The sequence below is a fragment of the uncultured Porticoccus sp. genome, from assembly GCF_963975625.1.
Classification (GTDB): Bacteria; Pseudomonadota; Gammaproteobacteria; order Pseudomonadales; family Porticoccaceae; genus Porticoccus.
In genome coordinates, this window is record NZ_CAXBHS010000008.1 from 40,644 (window position 1) to 56,210 (window position 15,567).

The 15,567-nt window shown below is 50.4% G+C and carries 15 protein-coding genes; 11 read left to right on the top strand and 4 right to left on the bottom strand.

What is annotated here, in order from left to right:
• Nucleotides 1-2: 2 nt before the first annotated feature.
• From fliR to motD, 8 genes are all read left to right on the top strand, one after another.
• On the top strand, nucleotides 3-773 hold the full coding sequence (gene fliR / locus AACZ64_RS08675) for a flagellar biosynthetic protein FliR (protein WP_293614941.1): 771 nt from the start codon (nucleotides 3-5) through the stop codon (nucleotides 771-773).
• A 6-nt stretch (nucleotides 774-779) separates the two neighbouring features.
• The gene (gene flhB, locus AACZ64_RS08680; RefSeq protein ID WP_293614940.1) at nucleotides 780-1,940 is read left to right on the top strand and encodes a flagellar biosynthesis protein FlhB; all 1,161 of its coding nucleotides are present in this window, start codon (nucleotides 780-782) and stop codon (nucleotides 1,938-1,940) included.
• Nucleotide 1,941: 1 nt separating this feature from the next.
• Entirely contained in the window at nucleotides 1,942-4,026 is a 2,085-nt protein-coding gene (gene flhA / locus AACZ64_RS08685) for a flagellar biosynthesis protein FlhA (RefSeq protein ID WP_339639904.1), read from the top strand.
• Nucleotides 4,027-4,093: 67 nt separating this feature from the next.
• On the top strand, nucleotides 4,094-5,236 hold the full coding sequence (gene flhF, locus AACZ64_RS08690) for a flagellar biosynthesis protein FlhF (protein ID WP_339639888.1): 1,143 nt from the start codon (nucleotides 4,094-4,096) through the stop codon (nucleotides 5,234-5,236).
• A 7-nt stretch (nucleotides 5,237-5,243) separates the two neighbouring features.
• Nucleotides 5,244-6,107, top strand: coding sequence for a MinD/ParA family protein (locus tag AACZ64_RS08695; protein WP_293614937.1), 864 nt, complete (start codon nucleotides 5,244-5,246; stop codon nucleotides 6,105-6,107).
• Nucleotides 6,108-6,109: 2 nt separating this feature from the next.
• A complete protein-coding gene (locus AACZ64_RS08700) occupies nucleotides 6,110-6,817 on the top strand; it encodes an RNA polymerase sigma factor FliA (RefSeq protein WP_293614936.1) in 708 nt (235 codons plus the stop codon).
• 11 nt (nucleotides 6,818-6,828) lie between these two features.
• Complete coding sequence (locus AACZ64_RS08705; protein ID WP_293614935.1) at nucleotides 6,829-7,590, top strand: flagellar motor protein; 762 nt, start codon at nucleotides 6,829-6,831, stop codon at nucleotides 7,588-7,590.
• A gap of 3 nt (nucleotides 7,591-7,593) precedes the next feature.
• Entirely contained in the window at nucleotides 7,594-8,493 is a 900-nt protein-coding gene (motD, locus tag AACZ64_RS08710; RefSeq protein ID WP_293614934.1) for a flagellar motor protein MotD, read from the top strand.
• 332 nt (nucleotides 8,494-8,825) lie between these two features.
• On the opposite strand, the gene AACZ64_RS08715 is transcribed toward motD, so the two are convergent.
• The 4 genes from AACZ64_RS08715 to AACZ64_RS08730 all read right to left on the bottom strand — a co-directional run bounded on the left by AACZ64_RS08715 (nucleotide 8,826) and on the right by AACZ64_RS08730 (nucleotide 12,084).
• Nucleotides 8,826-9,386 (bottom strand): PilZ domain-containing protein, encoded by a 561-nt coding sequence (locus tag AACZ64_RS08715; RefSeq protein WP_293614933.1) that lies wholly within the window; start codon nucleotides 9,384-9,386, stop codon nucleotides 8,826-8,828.
• 22 nt (nucleotides 9,387-9,408) lie between these two features.
• Nucleotides 9,409-10,368 (bottom strand): flagellar motor protein MotB, encoded by a 960-nt coding sequence (locus AACZ64_RS08720; RefSeq protein WP_293614932.1) that lies wholly within the window; start codon nucleotides 10,366-10,368, stop codon nucleotides 9,409-9,411.
• Nucleotides 10,369-11,151: a flagellar motor protein PomA gene (gene pomA, locus AACZ64_RS08725; RefSeq protein ID WP_293614931.1), complete on the bottom strand. Its 783-nt coding sequence runs from the start codon at nucleotides 11,149-11,151 to the stop codon at nucleotides 10,369-10,371.
• A gap of 168 nt (nucleotides 11,152-11,319) precedes the next feature.
• Nucleotides 11,320-12,084, bottom strand: a complete 765-nt coding sequence (locus tag AACZ64_RS08730) for an SPOR domain-containing protein (RefSeq protein WP_293614930.1) — start codon at nucleotides 12,082-12,084, stop codon at nucleotides 11,320-11,322.
• Nucleotides 12,085-12,153: 69 nt separating this feature from the next.
• On the opposite strand from AACZ64_RS08730, the gene AACZ64_RS08735 reads away from it, so the two are divergent.
• The 3 genes from AACZ64_RS08735 to AACZ64_RS08745 all read left to right on the top strand — a co-directional run bounded on the left by AACZ64_RS08735 (nucleotide 12,154) and on the right by AACZ64_RS08745 (nucleotide 15,176).
• Entirely contained in the window at nucleotides 12,154-13,263 is a 1,110-nt protein-coding gene (locus tag AACZ64_RS08735; RefSeq protein ID WP_293614929.1) for a flagellar hook-length control protein FliK, read from the top strand.
• Nucleotides 13,260-13,547: an EscU/YscU/HrcU family type III secretion system export apparatus switch protein gene (locus AACZ64_RS08740; RefSeq protein ID WP_293614928.1), complete on the top strand. Its 288-nt coding sequence runs from the start codon at nucleotides 13,260-13,262 to the stop codon at nucleotides 13,545-13,547. Before AACZ64_RS08735 ends, AACZ64_RS08740 begins: the two co-directional genes overlap by 4 nt.
• A 105-nt stretch (nucleotides 13,548-13,652) precedes the next feature.
• A complete protein-coding gene (locus AACZ64_RS08745; protein ID WP_339639889.1) occupies nucleotides 13,653-15,176 on the top strand; it encodes a diguanylate cyclase in 1,524 nt (507 codons plus the stop codon).
• Nucleotides 15,177-15,567 lie beyond the last annotated feature (391 nt).

Here is a 15,567-nt window from a genome sequence, read left to right on the forward strand (position 1 = left end):
CCTTGCTGTTTTCTGCAGACCAACTGATAGCGTGGACGCAGTCCTATTGCTGGCCATTTTTGCGAATCACTGCGTTGCTGCTGGCAGCGCCAATTTTCGGGGCTTCTACATTTCCTGTCAGAGCCAGAATTCTGTTGGCTGTGCTGGTGACAGCGCTGTTGGCGCCGTCGTTGCCGGCGCTGCCGACAATCGATCCTTTGAGTCCTGCCGGTTTGATTGTGGCATCGCAACAACTGGTGATTGGTCTCGCCATGGGCTTTCTGATTCAGATGCTTTTTGCCGCGGTGGTGATCGCCGGTCAGACGCTGGCGGTCACCATGGGACTGGGTTTCGCCATGGCTGTCGATCCGCAGAATGGTGTCCAGGTACCGGTGTTGAGCCAGCTCTACCTGATTTTTGCAACGCTGATTTTTCTTGCGATCGACGGTCACCTGATTTTGCTGGCCGTTCTGGCAGACAGTTTCGTCCTTTTGCCGGTGGGCTGGTCCGGGTGGGATTCTGAAATTGCCCTGAATCTGGTTCTTTGGGCCAGCCAGATGTTTTTGAGTTCACTGCTGTTGGCGTTGCCAACCCTGATAGCCTTGCTGCTGATTAATCTGGCCTTTGGTGTGATTACTCGCGCTGCCCCACAATTAAATATTTTTGCAGTCGGTTTCCCCGTCACCATTATGGCGGGGTTCGTGTTTATTCTGCTGTCGATGCCGGCAATATTTTCATTGTTGATCGACATGTTTGATAGCGGACTTGCTCATGCTTTCGAATTGTTTCGCTAGGTAGGTATGGCAGAAGATCAACAGGCATCACAGGAGCGCACCGAACAGCCGACGGAACGGCGCAAACAGGAGTCCCGAAAAAAAGGCCAGGTTCCCCGATCCCGTGAGCTGAATACCATGCTGTCGCTGTTGGTGGGTGCCTTCGCCATGTTGATAATGGGATCTACGTTGACGGGCGAGTTTGCATTATTAGTCGAGCAGTCGCTCAGTTTTGATCGCGCAACTGCCTTTAACACGTCGATGATCACAGTGCGTTTCGGCGATCTGATGATGTCTTCACTAATGGTTTTGGTGCCTTTTTTCGGCGTGACGGTGATTGGCGCTTTTGCCGGTCCTTTATTGATGGGTGGCTGGTCGTTCAGTGTTTCGGCAATGGCTTTCAAGTTTGAAAAACTGGATCCTGTCAAAGGTATTGGACGGCTGTTTTCCGCGAAAGGTTTGATGGAGCTGGTGAAGACGCTGTTTAAGTTTTTCCTGGTGATTGGTGCGACTGTTTTTCTCTTTTATCAGTACAGTGAAGAAATTCTGTTATTAGCCAGCCGTCCTCCAGCTCTGGCGATGAGTGAAAGTATATCGTTGCTGTTATGGAGTCTGATTTTACTTAGCTTCAGTCTGATTTTTATAGTGATTCTCGACGTGCCATTTTCCCTGTGGGACCACAACAGGCAACTGAAAATGACGCGCCAGGAAGTGCGTGATGAGATGAAGGAAACCGAGGGCAAGCCCGAGGTGAAAAGTCGTATCCGTTCCCTGCAGCGTGAAATTTCCCAGGGGCGAATGATGCAGGATGTGCCCAAAGCCGACGTGGTGATTACCAACCCGACCCATTTCTCTGTGGCCCTGAAATACGATAGTCGACCGGGAGCGGCGCCAATGGTGGTGGCAAAAGGCCGGGACCTGGTCGCTTTCAGAATCCGCACTCTGGCAGAGGAGGTTGATGTGCCTATCTTCTCTGCGCCCCCATTGGCACGCGCCCTTTATGCCAGCACTGATATCGGTCAGGAAATTCCGCAGAACCTGTATCTCGCTGTGGCCAGGGTGCTGGCCTATGTCTATCAACTGAAACGGGCACCCAGTACCGAGTATGTGGCCCCGCCGGAAGACTTGTGGGTCCCGGATGAATACCGGGATCAAACTAGCGAGGATCAGATAGGCGATCATGAATAAAATGACCAATACCACTGCATCCGAGAGCGGCTTCAGCTTCTCTTCCCTGGCCGGTCTGGGTACACCCGTGCTGCTGTTCATGATGCTGGTAATGATGGTATTACCGCTGCCAGCGTTTGTGCTGGACCTGCTGTTCACCTTCAACATCGCGCTGGCCATCATTGTCCTGCTGGCCTCGGTTTATTCCCGACGGCCTCTCGATTTTGCCGTCTTTCCCACGGTTCTTTTGATTGCCACATTATTGCGACTGGCGTTGAACGTCGCTTCAACCCGGGTTGTTCTGCTGGAGGGGCACGAGGGTACCGGTGCTGCCGGCAAAGTGATTCAGGCATTTGGGGAGTTTGTGGTTGGTGGCAGCTACGCCGTCGGTCTGGTTGTCTTTGCCATTCTGGTCATTATCAATTTTGTGGTGGTCACCAAAGGTGCTGGTCGAATCTCGGAGGTGACCGCCAGGTTTACCCTGGATGCCATGCCGGGCAAGCAGATGGCCATTGATGCAGATCTGAATGCCGGGCTGATCTCCCAGGACGAGGCATTGCTCCGCCGTCAGGAGGTCTCTCAGGAGTCGGACTTTTATGGTGCCATGGACGGTGCCAGCAAGTTTGTGCGTGGGGATGCCGTGGCGGGCATTCTGATTCTGTTTATCAATATTATTGGCGGCTTTTCCGTAGGGGTGTTGCAACACGATCTCAGCGCTGGCGAGGCCGCCCACAATTATGTTCTGCTCACCATTGGTGATGGCTTGGTAGCACAGATCCCGTCACTGCTGCTGTCCACTGCTGCGGCCATTATTGTCACCCGTGTGTCGAGCTCACAGGATATGGGCGAGGAAGTATTAACCCAGTTATTCAGTAACACCAGAGTGCTGTTTGTGACGGCTGCACTGATCGGCACCATGGGGCTGGTGCCGGGAATGCCCAACCTGGTCTTTCTGGGTCTGGCCGGTTTGCTTGGCGCACTGGCTTATATGCAATTACAGCGGCAAAAAGTTGAGTTGCTTCCTGACGAACCAGCTCCTGCTGAAAAGCCTGCCGAGTCACGGGACCTCAGTTGGGACGATGTGGAAATGGTGGATGAAATAGGCCTCGAGGTGGGTTACCGACTGATTTCACTGGTGGACAAAAAACAGGGTGGTGAATTGCTGACCCGTATCAAGGGTGTCCGTAAAAAGCTGTCCCAGGAGCTCGGTTTTCTGGTGCACTCAGTGCATATTCGCGACAACCTGGATCTTTCTCCCAACGAATACCGCCTTGGTTTTCACGACGTGATAGTCGGGCAGGGCGAGGTGTTTCCCGGTAAGGAGCTGGCGATTAACCCCGGCCAGGTTTACGGGGAATTGGAGGGGACGGCGACCAAAGACCCCACTTTTGGACTCGATGCCGTCTGGATCGACAGTTCCCAACGGGATGATGCCCAGGCGATGGGTTTTACCGTGGTGGATTGCAGCACAGTGATCGCCACGCACCTGAGTCAACTGATCAAGAACAATGCCCAGGAGTTGTTGGGGCAGGATGGTGTTCAACAGTTGCTGGACAAATTGTCCCGGACTTCGCCAAAACTGGTGGAAAACCTGGTGCCCAAGCCATTGGGGCTGGGTGTGGTGACCAAGGTGATGCAGAACCTGCTGGAGGAAGGCCTCCCGATCAGGGATGTGAAGACAATCGCCGAAGCTTTGGCAGAACACGGTGCAAAGAGTCAGGATCCTGACGCTTTAACCAGTCAGGTTCGCATTGCACTGGGCAAGACAATCTTCCAGACCGCTAATGGTGTAGGGGATGAGATGGCTGTAATGGTGTTTGATTCACAGCTGGAACAGATATTGCAAGGTGCAGTACAGGGGAATGCCGGCGGGCTTGAACCTGCACTGGTTGAAAATGTTATCGGGCAAATTGTTGCCGCTTCCGGAAAAATTGAAGCCCAGGGTAAAAACCCGGTATTGCTGGTGGCCAGTCAGGTGAGATTATTCCTGTCGCGTTTGCTGCGGGGTCGAATAGGTAATTTTTATATCCTCGCCTATGAAGAAATCCCCGCCAGTAAAAATATTAAAGTGGTGGCCACGATTGGCAATAACCAGCTCAATGGTTGATTAACCGGATCGGCTTTTGGCCCTGATGCCGTTTCAGAAGATTAGTGATTAGTGAGGAAGTAGCAGCATGAAGATCAAGCGTTTTGTCGATAAGGATAGCCGCAGTGCCATGGCCAGAATTCGCGCCGAGATGGGTGCGGATGCGGTCATTCTGTCCAGCAAAAACGTTGGCGATCAAATCGAACTGGTGGCAGCAGTGGACTTTGACGAGCGCGATCTCAATCCTCAGGAGTCCCCAAAGCCCCGGTTTACTGAACCGGAAACAGGCTCCGTACCCGACACCCCAACACTGGGAGATTTGCAGCGGGAACTGGGAAACCTCCGTGGCCTGCTTGAAGGCGAGCTGGCTCAATTGGCTTGGCGAGAAATGGCTGAAAAGCCCTCGGTAAAGGCGGCACTGTTTAGCCGTTTGACGAAGCTCGGCCTGTCCCGCTGGCTCAGCGGTGCCGTCGTCGATCGGCTGCCGGCCAAAGGTGATCTTGAAGACATCTGGAAAAAATCTCTGACCATGCTTTCCAGGAAAATTCGGGTGACCGGTGACAGCCTGCTCAACGATGGTGGTGTGGTCGCGTTAGTTGGTTCAACCGGTGTGGGTAAAACCACCACCATTGCTAAACTGGCTGCCAGATTTGTGATGCGTCACGGTGCCAAACAGGTCGGACTGATTACTACTGACTGTTACCGGATTGGCGGGCAGGAACAGCTCGAAACGTTTGCCGGTTATTTGGGTATTCCGATGATTGTGGCAACAGACGGCTTCCAGCTGAAGGCGGCACTCGACCAACTCTCCTCCCGAAAACTGGTGCTGATCGACACTGCGGGCATGAGTCAACGGGATATCCGTCTTTATGAGCAATTCAATACGCTGAAATCTGTAGGTTATGACATCGATGCGTATTTGGTACTTTCTGCCACGGCGCAATCCGGTTCTTTGAAAGAGTTGATCCAGGTATTTGGTCGTCAGGCACTGGCTGGCGCCATGGTGACCAAAGTGGATGAATCCTCCAGTCTCGGTGGACTGCTTGATCTGGTTATCAAGAACAATCTGCCGTTGGCCTACGTCAGTGCAGGCCAGAAAGTCCCTGAAGATATCGCTCCTGCCCGGGTGGAATACCTGATGGGCAAGGCAGTGGATCTAATGGAAGCAGAAGAGCGATCGATTGATCGGAAACTGGATAAAACCCCCATGACCAACTCGGTCGCAGTTTAGGTATCCCATGTTTAATCAAGCTGAAGGTCTGCAAAAGATGGCTTCGCCATCCCCTGTTAACGTCATTGCCGTCACCAGTGGCAAAGGCGGGGTGGGAAAAACCAATATCGCGATCAATCTTGCGGTGAGCCTGGCGGCTCTGGATCGTTCGGTTCTGTTGTTTGATGCCGATCTGGGTTTGGCAAATGTCGATATTGCGTTGGGGCTTAAACCAAAGTACGACATTCAGCACGTTTTTTCCGGTGAGCGCACGCTGGAGGAGATTCTGGTGGACGGCCCCAGGGGAGTTCGCGTTGTGCCGGCTTCATCCGGGGTGGCCGAGATGGCTTCCCTGTTGCCCCAGCAGCAGGCGGGTTTGATCCGTGCTTTCAGTGAGTTGACGATCCCCGTGGATACGTTAATTGTCGATACTGCGGCTGGAATCGACAGCGGTGTACTGAACTTTACCCGCGCCTGCCAGGAAATTTTAGTGGTGATCTGTGATGAGCTCACATCGATCACAGATGCCTATGCCCTGATTAAAGTATTGAATCGTGAATGCGGTGTTAAACGTTTTCAGGTAGTCGCCAGCATGGTTGACCGTGCTGTACAGGGTCGCCAGCTCTACGAAAAAATATTGCGAGCCACCGACCGCTTTCTGGATGTGCATCTGGGTTACCTGGGTGCTGTGCCTCGAGACGATTACCTGCGAAAGGCCGTCCAACAGCAGGCAGCTGTTGTACAGGCATATCCCCGCAGTCAGTCTGCGGTTGCGCTGAACAGGCTGGCAGTCACAGTTGATGACCGCTTTAAAACGGGCTCGGACACAGGGGGCCTGGGATTTTTTGTCGAGCGCCTGATCAGTTGCGGCAACCTGGCGCTGGATGCTTGATCATGCCTGATGCGACGGTTTATGCCCAGGAACAGCGGTCGAGTATGGAGGCTGTTCTTCAGTCACATTTGCCGCTGGTCAGGAAAATCGGTTTGCATCTGATTGCCCGGCTGCCGAACACAGTCGAGCTGGACGACCTGCTCCAGGTTGGTCTGATCGCGCTATTACAGGCAAGGGAAAGCTACGATGCCTCATTGGGCGCCAGTTTTTCTACCTACGCAGCCATTCGTATTAAGGGTGCCATGGTGGACGAGGTGCGACGTAACGACTGGGTGCCGCGCTCGGTTCAGCAAAAAATGAAGCGGGTTTCCTCCGCTATTCGGTCTGCAGAGGCGCGTCTGACTGGTCCGGCTTCGGATGTGGAAATTGCGCGGGAACTACAGATGGAGTTGTCCGATTATCAGGAAATGGCAGGAGAACTCGCCACATGCCGGATGATGTCCCTGGAGGATATCGAGCAGGAGGGGGCGGCATCCGGGGACAGTGATCCTTTTGCCAGAATGGCTGATGCGGGATTTCGGGCCGCACTGGCCCAGACGATTACTGAGTTGCCAGAAAAAGAACAAATGGTGATGTCTCTCTACTATGGAGATGAGTTGAACCTGAAAGAGATCGGGGCAGTTCTTGGCATTTCTGAGTCGCGGGTCTGCCAGGTTCACGGACAGGCACTGGCCCGGATCAGAGGTCAGTTGTGCGAGTGGACAGGGTAGGGGCGCGCTGAATGGCTGCTGGGCGTCGATCCGTAGATTTCCTTACCATGGCTGGTGTCATACTGTCTCTGGCTGCAGTGATCGGCGGCAATATGCTGGAAGGCGGGCATACTGACTCGCTGATTCAGTTAACGGCTTTTATTATTGTTTTCGGCGGTACCCTCGGTGCCACTCTGGTCCAGACTCCCCTGCATATCTTCCTGCATGCTTTAAAGCGCTTTCGATGGATTTTTTTCCCTCCACCCATGGCGCGCTCTGACATCATGAAGAAGATGGTGGACTGGAGCAAAATTTCTCGTAAAGAAGGGCTGCTGGGATTACAGGCGGTGGCAGACAGGGAAAAAGACAAGTTCACCAGGAAGGGACTTCAGCTGTTGGTCGATGGTAATGAGCCCGATGACATTCGAAAAATCCTTGAAGTCGAGATCGATAGTTTTGCCGCACATGAGATGAACAGTGCCAAAGTTTATGAAGCGATGGGCGGATATTCTCCCACCATTGGCATTATCGGGGCCGTGATGGGGTTGATACACGTGATGAACAACCTGTCTGATCCGTCACTGCTTGGCCCTGGTATCGCGGTTGCATTTGTGGCCACAATTTACGGGGTGGGGTTGGCGAATTTCTTTTTTTTACCCATGTCGAACAAGCTCAAAATGTTGGTGAATGACCAGGTCCAATATCGGGATATGCTGGTGGATGGCATGGTAGCCATAGCCGAGGGAGAGAATCCCCGGTCCATCGAGAGCAAACTCGAAGGGTATCTGACCTAGGCCATGGCCAGAAAAAAACTGCATCAAGAGAATGAAAATCACGAGCGGTGGTTGGTTTCCTATGCTGACTTTATCACTCTGTTATTCGCTTTTTTTGTGGTCATGTATTCCATCTCGTCTGTTAATGAAGGTAAATACCGGGTTCTTTCCAGCTCGATGGTGTCGGCTTTCCGCCAACCGAAGTCATCTCTTGAACCGGTTCAAATTGGGCAATTGGTGCGATCTCCACTGATGATGCCCGATCAGGTCATGGATGTTTCAGCCAATCCCGCGCCAATTATTACACCCATGTTGCCCCAGGATCAGGACTCGCCAGCCGACGATAGTGACCCGTTGGCGATGGAGTTCTCCCCTGAAGATATCATCATGCAAAAAGCTTTTAATGCCGCGGAAAAAGAAGTGGATGAGATGGCTGGTCATGTGGAGGAGCAACTCGATTCTCTGATAGATGAGGAAATTGTCAACATCAAGCGCAATAAATTCTGGCTGGAGGTAGAGATAAAGTCGAGTCTATTGTTTCCCAGTGGCGGCAGTGATCTGGTTCCCGCTTCAATACCTGTGCTTCAAAAACTGTCAAAAATTTTCAGAGAGTTACCCAATCGGATTCATGTGGAGGGTTTTACAGATAATCAGCCTATCAATACGGTGATTTTTCCTTCGAACTGGGAGCTTTCCACCGCCCGTGCGGCAGCAGTTGTCAGGCTTTTTGAAAGCAATGGCATTGCCGCCTCCAGAATGGCTGCTATCGGTTATGGTGAATTTCGCCCAATTGCTGAGAACACCACTGAAACAGGACGAGCCAAGAATCGTCGTGTGGTTATAGTAGTGGTGGCTTCAATGGCAAACCGCCAGGATCAAAGAATTTACGAGTTTGAGATGTTAAAGGATCAAGCGGGAACCTGAGGTATCTTGACAGGTACCTGTATTATCCTTAACTATCGGGAAAGTATCAGACGTTGCTGGACAAAAAAAGGAAAATCATAGCGATAAATAATGCGATAAGCCCTGTGGGAGAATCGATATGGTCGATTCAGTGAGATTGAATAAAATAAGCTCTGTATCAAAAAGCCGGCCTGTAGTGGGAAAGGAAGAGAGCGAGCAAAAGCCAAAAGATGACCAGATTTTTTCCGAAAAACAGGCCGTAAAAAAAAAGAAGCAGTCCAGACTGGGAAGTAACGTGGACGAGCGCTGTTAGTGGCTGTGGATGTATTGTGAAGGCCACGTACTGACAGGTTTCAGGGTTCTCTCGGTGTTGACCATTGGCGCTGTACAATATGCTGGATCAACTCTTCCTGGGCTGTACCATTTTCCAGAAACTGTACTCTAATCCGGTGGGTGTCCTCGCCAGTCTGATTGATCGGAGTACAATCCACCACGGTCGCCAGCATTTCAAGGCGACTGTTGGCAGGTTTCAGAACAATTGTCAGTGCAAGTCGTGTGGATGGTTCAATCGCTGACGGGCTATCAAACGCCATGCCACAACCGCTGATATTAACCATGATATTTTCATAGGAATCGATGCTTGTCGAATTTTCGCTCAGGTTGAGTGCAGCGACCATCGACAATTTTTTATTCAGCAATCCCAGCGCCTGGGCAACGAGCGGATTTTCCTGCCACAGAAGATTGGTTGTCTGGTTGAACTCCCTGTCAATTTCGGCGAGCAAAGCTGTCAGTGGCATCTCTTTGTGACTGGGGTTGACGCTTGAATGGCTGTCAGCTGTATTGAGCTGTCTGTAACTCAGGCCTATTGTGTCGTCAATGCGATAATAATTTCTGCGCTCGGTTCCCTGTTTCATGAGTGGTTTTCTCGGGTTTTTCCTATTGCAGGCTTTGCACAGCTGCATCGCCAAGATTTAGTGTATTTAGAAGGTCAGGGTTGGCTTTTTGAATATCGTTGATACTGGTAGCAGTCGCTTTATCCAGTCCCTGACGGATGACTATTTCAACCCGCCGGTTCTGGGCGCGACTCTGTGGCGAGGTGTTGCCCTGAAATGGTTGGGTGTCTGCACGGCCAATGACCATAAACCGGTCGTCATCAAGCTCATCACCTTCGATCAGTTCATGGGTGACAGACAAAGCGCGGGATGAAGAGAGATCCCAGTTGGAACGGAATCGGCTGCCGGTGATAGGTACATCATCAGTATGTCCTTCGACAGCAATTTTCCCGGTAATATCTTTCAGTGCCTTGCGGAGAGTAACCATGACCGGAATAAAATCCGGATGCAACGTTGCAGACCCAGAGGGAAAAGAGCCCTTTTCGCGAATTCGGATGGTAATAGCCCGACCATCGTTATCAATATCGATTTTTCCTTCGTCAATTTCCTTTTTTAGAACTTCTCTCAGTTTGTCGGCATCGGCTTTGGTGTCGGCAATCAGGTTTTTGAGTTTCTCTTCGAGCAGGGCTTTGGTTTGTTCCTCGCTCAGCTTTTTGGTATCCAGCTCAGGGGCTTCAGGATTGCCCACTCTGAGTGACTGTTTGGTGGTGTCGGCGGTTATCTGGTTGATGGTTTCTGCGGGGGTTGGTCGGGTTTCGCCTGGGCTGAACTCCTGTGCGATGATGCTGGTTCCCTTGGGAATATCCATCACTTTCACTTGGTTCTGCACACCAAATGCATTCTTCATGGAGCCTGCAATCTGTTTGTACTTTTGAACATCCAGTTCAGAGAAAGACAGCAGTAATACAAAAAAGCACATTAACAGGGACATCAGATCGGCAAAAGTGGCCATCCATGCGGGTGCTCCCGGCGGACCCTCGTCATCATCTTCGTATTCGATCATTTATGCTGCCTCGGCAGCAGCACTTTCAGGAGGCTCTTCCTTGCGTTTCTTCGGCTCCAGGTAGGCTTTGAGCATGGCCTCAATAATACGGGGGTTCTGACCTTCCTGGATGGCCAGCACGCCGTCTATGCATATGGCTTTTATCAGGCCTTCTTCCGATTTTCGCAAGTTGAGTTTGTCTGCGATTGGCAGTGCCACCATGTTGGCGAACATGGCGCCATAAAGCGTAGTCAGCAGGGCAATGGCCATTGCGGGACCAATGGCTTTTGGGTCATCCATTGCCGAGAGCATTTGTACAAGCCCAATCAGTGTCCCTATCATGCCCATGGCGGGTGCCACATCACCGCTGGCACTAAATACTTTTGCACCCCATTTATGCCGGTCAATGGTCTGAATCATATCTTGCTTCATGACAGTACTAATCACTGCCCGGTCATTGCCGTCGATCAGCATCTGAATTCCCTGATTCAGAAACTCATTTTCAATTTCCTGATTTTCAAGTGCCAGTGTGCCTTCTTTGCGAGCTATATTTGCAAGCTCAACGACCTGTGCAATGATATCTTCGGGTTTATCCGTTTTGGCAAAAAAAGCCCTGGTGGCAACTTTGAAAGCACCGAAAAATTGCTTCAGGGAGAACTTGACCATCACCACCATAAAGGTGCCGCCAAGTACGATCAGTATGGCTGGCAGATTGAAAAAGACCAGTGCGGAGCCACCCGACAGAATTGCCACTGTGACAATCGCCATAGCACCCACCAGCCCTAGCAGTGTTGCCAAATCCATAGTCATACCTCTTGAAATAACGTTATCTTGGCCAATCTAAAAACTGGCATCATTCTCGTGTTCGCATTGGTAACTGTAAAGAGTAAAACTCATATCTTTGATCAGGTGGAGAGTTTTCCCGAATTAATTTCAATTTTTGCAGGTCTGTTCGGAATAAATCGGCAGAGGTTACTTCCCCTCCCATGCCCACAATCCGTTTAAATTGGTTTTATCCATGATTTCTCGGGCCGCATTTTCTGCGGTTTCCCGGTCCTTGTAGCCGGGCAATTGTACCCGGTAAACAATTTTTTCATCCAGTGACACATGGTTGATTTCGGCTTGATAGCCGATAGCGTCAATCTGTTTTTTCAGTTGTGTAGCAGCCTCATTGGTGGAGAAGGTGCCTACATTGACATGCCAGTGAGCGCTGGCTGTTGTCTCAGTGCTCTCTTTTTTGAGATTACCGCCTTTTTGCTCGATGTTTTCGCTGAGGTCGAGTAGTGCCGAGGTTTGCTGGCGCTGCTGGTCCAGCAGTGAGACCTGAAGTTGTTCAAGTTGTTGGTTCAACTGACCAATGGACTGCTCAAACTGTCGGTCCATTTGGTCCATTTGGTCCATTTGGTCCATTTGGTCCATTTTGCTTTCCAGTAACAACCTGTTGCTATCCTCTGCCGGTGCGAGTTTGTCGGCTGAATTGTTTGCGTCCGGTTGTTGGGTGAGCAGAAAAATAATGGTGATAACCAGCAACAGATTGCTGGCCAGAACTGCGATCAACAACCACTCCGTTTGTCGGGGTCGTTCTGTTTTTTGTTGGTTGAGACCGTGGTGATCTGCTGTCAAGTCTGTTTCTGGTGGTGTCTGAGCCGTGTCTGCAGGTGTGTCCCGCTGATCGGTTTCTCTCCGAGGCTTTAACAGGCTTTGATCCAGCGAAAGATTAAGGTCTTTATCGGTCATCTTTTGAGCTCAACAGTGCTATGCTTAGGCAAACATTCTATGCATGAAGCGTGCCGGTAATGGTCGCCAATGGATGAACTACAGTTAGCTCTTACCGCTGCCAGGATAGATCAGAAAAATTTTGGTCTCTGGTTGAAGTCGTGGCAGGTGGGTCAGGTACTTCAGGCCCTGGTCACGGACAAGACTCCCTCGGGTGATCTGATCCTCCGAATTGCTGGCCATCAAGTGACTGCAACAGCTGATATTCCTGTCCAGAAAGGGGCGCAGTTGTCGCTGGAGATCAATCGTCTTGATCCCGTACCAACCCTTAAAATTATCAATACGACCGTTCCTCTCTCAACCCATCCGAATTCCGCAATGGCTGGCCAGCTTCAACTTCTCGTGCCTCGCCAGGGCGAAGTGGTAGAACCTTTCCGGCTGCTGTTCAATACCGCACAGGGCGTCAATATTCTGTCGCTGCTGGGGTTTCGTCCCACTGAGCAGACTCAAATCCAGCGCCTTGCCGTCGATGCCCGACAGCTCGCTGATCCAAAGTTGCTAAAACAAGCGCTTAATCAGTCCGGGTTATTTCTGGAGGCTCATTTAAAGCAGTTGCTGTTGATGGGAGGCGTATTGCCCCAAGGTGATCTCAAAGCCGAATTATTGCGCATTCTTGCCAGGGTAAAGCTTCAGCAGGAAACTACGGGATCCAGTTCGAGAAGTATGGATTCAGACGGCCTGTTTGAACTTCATCAAAAATTAGAAGGCGCACTGGCGAGGATGACACTTGCCCAGATGCAAGCCGGTGAAGCTCGAGAAACCGGAGGTTATCGCTGGGCTTTCGAATTGCCAGTGAAAATAAACGATGGTTATCAGACATTGTTTATTTCAATAGGCAGTGACGAAAGTCGGTCGTCAGAAGATGAACAGTCTCAGGGCTGGAAAGTGCGCCTGGGAATGGAATTTCCAAAACTAGGCCATGTGGAGGCCGAACTCTTTTTTTCTGGTAAGAAACTGTCGGTGGTGACTTACGCAGCTTCCCCTGATACGTTCAAGTTGATGAATGATCAGATCGATTTATTGCGTTCATCCCTTGAAAGTCGTGGCCTCGAAACAGGCACCATATTGTGTCGGCGGGGTTCAACCGAAGAGACTTCAGACAGTGCGATACACAGTAGCTGTGTGGATGAAAAGATATGACCATTTCAAAAAAAACTGATCGAAGTATTTCGAAGGCTGCAGCTTTAACCTATAGCGGTACTGGAGCACCGACGGTGGTTGCCAAGGGAGAGGGGTTTATCGCAAAGCAAATTATTGATGTTGCTGACCAGTATGAGGTGCCCCTCATATCGGATGAACAACTGGTCAGTGTGTTGATCAATGTGCCCTTGGGGGATGAAATTCCGGAAAACCTTTACCTGGCAATAGCAGAAGTTCTTGCTCACGTCTATCGCCTCAACGGATTAATAGATACCTACGATTAATTTTTTATAATACTATAGGGCGCCCTTCACAGTTAAATTGATGTCACCGTCAGGTTTTTTGCGTGCAATACTGATTTTAAATAATTACTAGCACAGGATTGTTCAATGGATCGTGAGTCCTCCCTAAGCAGACTGAGTATCAGATTAACCCACCTGGCTGATTCCCAGGATCCCGATTTGGCGAGACTGTTAAAAAAACTTCGCCATGCGATCAAAGATGGTGATGAGGGGGCTGAACTCGATCGCCTATCGGACCAGTTGGCCCGGCATATGATCACTCTTGAACAGAACCCACCAGCCGATTTGCACGTACCCTTGACCAGCCATTACGCGACGGATTTTGCTGAAAGCATAAAGTCTCTCAATGTCGATCAGTCCTACCGAAACAAACTCGACTATCTCGCCAGTCAGATGGCCAAAGCTCCCCAGGTTGATCAGCAGCTCCAGTATCTGCGGGATGTGTTTCGTTTGCTTCGTACCGCTACTTCTCACAAGGTTCAGGAAAAGAGTTCCTCTGGCAAAGTTCTCAGCTGGTTCGATAAGAAAAGTAGTAAAAAAGATGACAAATCAAATGAGCAACTGGACGGCTTTTTATTGAGGGCAACTGATCTGTTGAATCAGATCATCTCCCACATGGATGTCTTGAATGGTAGTCCTTCAGAAACCAAGTGGCTGAAAGAACAGTTGTCTGAGTCTGAATCTGTCGAATCGCTGGGATCGGTGCTTGATGAGGTGATCGATCTGTTATCTGAACTCACTGGCAAGGTTAATGAGGAGCGCCTTACAACACAGAGTTTCCTTGGAAATTTACACACTAAATTGCAAAGTGTTGAAGAAGTCATTTTTTCGGTGATTACTGATGGTGAGGAATCGTTTGAGAGAGCGGCTACGTTGGAAAAAGCAGTCAATGATGACGTGCAGGTGATCGGTAAAGCCGTTGATGAAAATGACCTTGATGTGTTGAAAAAAACGGTGGAAAGTGGATTGGTCAATCTCTCTGCAAAAGTGGCCAGCTACCTTGAAACAGAGCGCAAACAACACCAGGAAAGCAAGCAGAAGATCAAGGGGCTTACCAGGCAGGTCAGGAGCATGGAGTCGGAAACCACCAAGCTCCGTAGCGAAGTGAGGAATAGCCTGGATCTGGTGATGAAAGATCCGCTGACCGGCGTGTACAACCGGGGTGGTTATGAGGCACGGGTGGTTGAGGAGTTTTCTCGAAAGCAGCGAATAAATGCACCTTTATCGTTGGTATTTGTGGACTGTAACAAGTTCAAACAGATTAATGACACCTTTGGTCATAACGCCGGCGATACGGTGTTGGTCAAGGTAGCGGAAACACTGAAAGTCCGGGCCAGAACCTCAGACGTTGTTGCCCGTTATGGAGGTGATGAGTTTGTGGTGCTGCTGACGGATACGGATATAACAGGGGCAGAGGTGTTTGCCAAAGATGCATGCGACAAAATTCGCAAGGCAGGTTTTAATAATAACGGCAAGCCACTGGATGTCTCCATTTCCTGTGGGGTTACAGAGGTGCGGGATGACGATACCCCAGTGACCGCATTGCACCGCGCGGATCAGGCGATGTATAAGGCAAAAAATGACACCGAGGATAAAGTCTTTGTTGTTTGATACAAATTCAAGATGCTGTTCAACATAAACGATAAAAATAAATAGTCGGCCAGTTGTTTTTGACTGCGACAAAATAACGAATAAACGCTTCGGGCTTAATTTTCTCTGCCATCAGACGTGTAGCAATGGCTGCCTGTTTCGCTTCTGAACCTGATTGACTCTCCGCTCATTGATCATCTAAAACGAGAAACACGACGACATCATCGTTGTGGCGAAGCGCCCCCGACACTGTGCAGGACGACAGCCGTTATTATAGGTGAAGCCTTTCGCACGTTGATTTCTTTGATCGCGATGTTGCGTCCTCTATTGTTGAAATGTGATTGTTGATCCTTTTCGGTCACTTGCAACCTTTGGGGAAATCATTGAATCTTTCTTATACCTGTGTGGGAGA

Bases quoted from the DNA above. Each gene is read 5' to 3' on its own strand.
- flhB (WP_293614940.1), top strand. From the start codon at position 780: ATGGCAGAAGATCAACAGGCATCACAGGAGCGCACCGAACAGCCGACG.
- flhA (WP_339639904.1), top strand. From the start codon at position 1,942: ATGACCAATACCACTGCATCCGAGAGCGGCTTCAGCTTCTCTTCCCTG.
- flhF (WP_339639888.1), top strand. From the start codon at position 4,094: ATGAAGATCAAGCGTTTTGTCGATAAGGATAGCCGCAGTGCCATGGCC.
- AACZ64_RS08695 (WP_293614937.1), top strand. From the start codon at position 5,244: ATGTTTAATCAAGCTGAAGGTCTGCAAAAGATGGCTTCGCCATCCCCT.
- AACZ64_RS08700 (WP_293614936.1), top strand. From the start codon at position 6,110: ATGCCTGATGCGACGGTTTATGCCCAGGAACAGCGGTCGAGTATGGAG.
- AACZ64_RS08705 (WP_293614935.1), top strand. From the start codon at position 6,829: ATGGCTGCTGGGCGTCGATCCGTAGATTTCCTTACCATGGCTGGTGTC.
- motD (WP_293614934.1), top strand. From the start codon at position 7,594: ATGGCCAGAAAAAAACTGCATCAAGAGAATGAAAATCACGAGCGGTGG.
- AACZ64_RS08715 (WP_293614933.1), bottom strand. From the start codon at position 9,386: ATGAAACAGGGAACCGAGCGCAGAAATTATTATCGCATTGACGACACA.
- AACZ64_RS08720 (WP_293614932.1), bottom strand. From the start codon at position 10,368: ATGATCGAATACGAAGATGATGACGAGGGTCCGCCGGGAGCACCCGCA.
- pomA (WP_293614931.1), bottom strand. From the start codon at position 11,151: ATGGATTTGGCAACACTGCTAGGGCTGGTGGGTGCTATGGCGATTGTC.
- AACZ64_RS08730 (WP_293614930.1), bottom strand. From the start codon at position 12,084: ATGACCGATAAAGACCTTAATCTTTCGCTGGATCAAAGCCTGTTAAAG.
- AACZ64_RS08735 (WP_293614929.1), top strand. From the start codon at position 12,154: ATGGATGAACTACAGTTAGCTCTTACCGCTGCCAGGATAGATCAGAAA.
- AACZ64_RS08740 (WP_293614928.1), top strand. From the start codon at position 13,260: ATGACCATTTCAAAAAAAACTGATCGAAGTATTTCGAAGGCTGCAGCT.
- AACZ64_RS08745 (WP_339639889.1), top strand. From the start codon at position 13,653: ATGGATCGTGAGTCCTCCCTAAGCAGACTGAGTATCAGATTAACCCAC.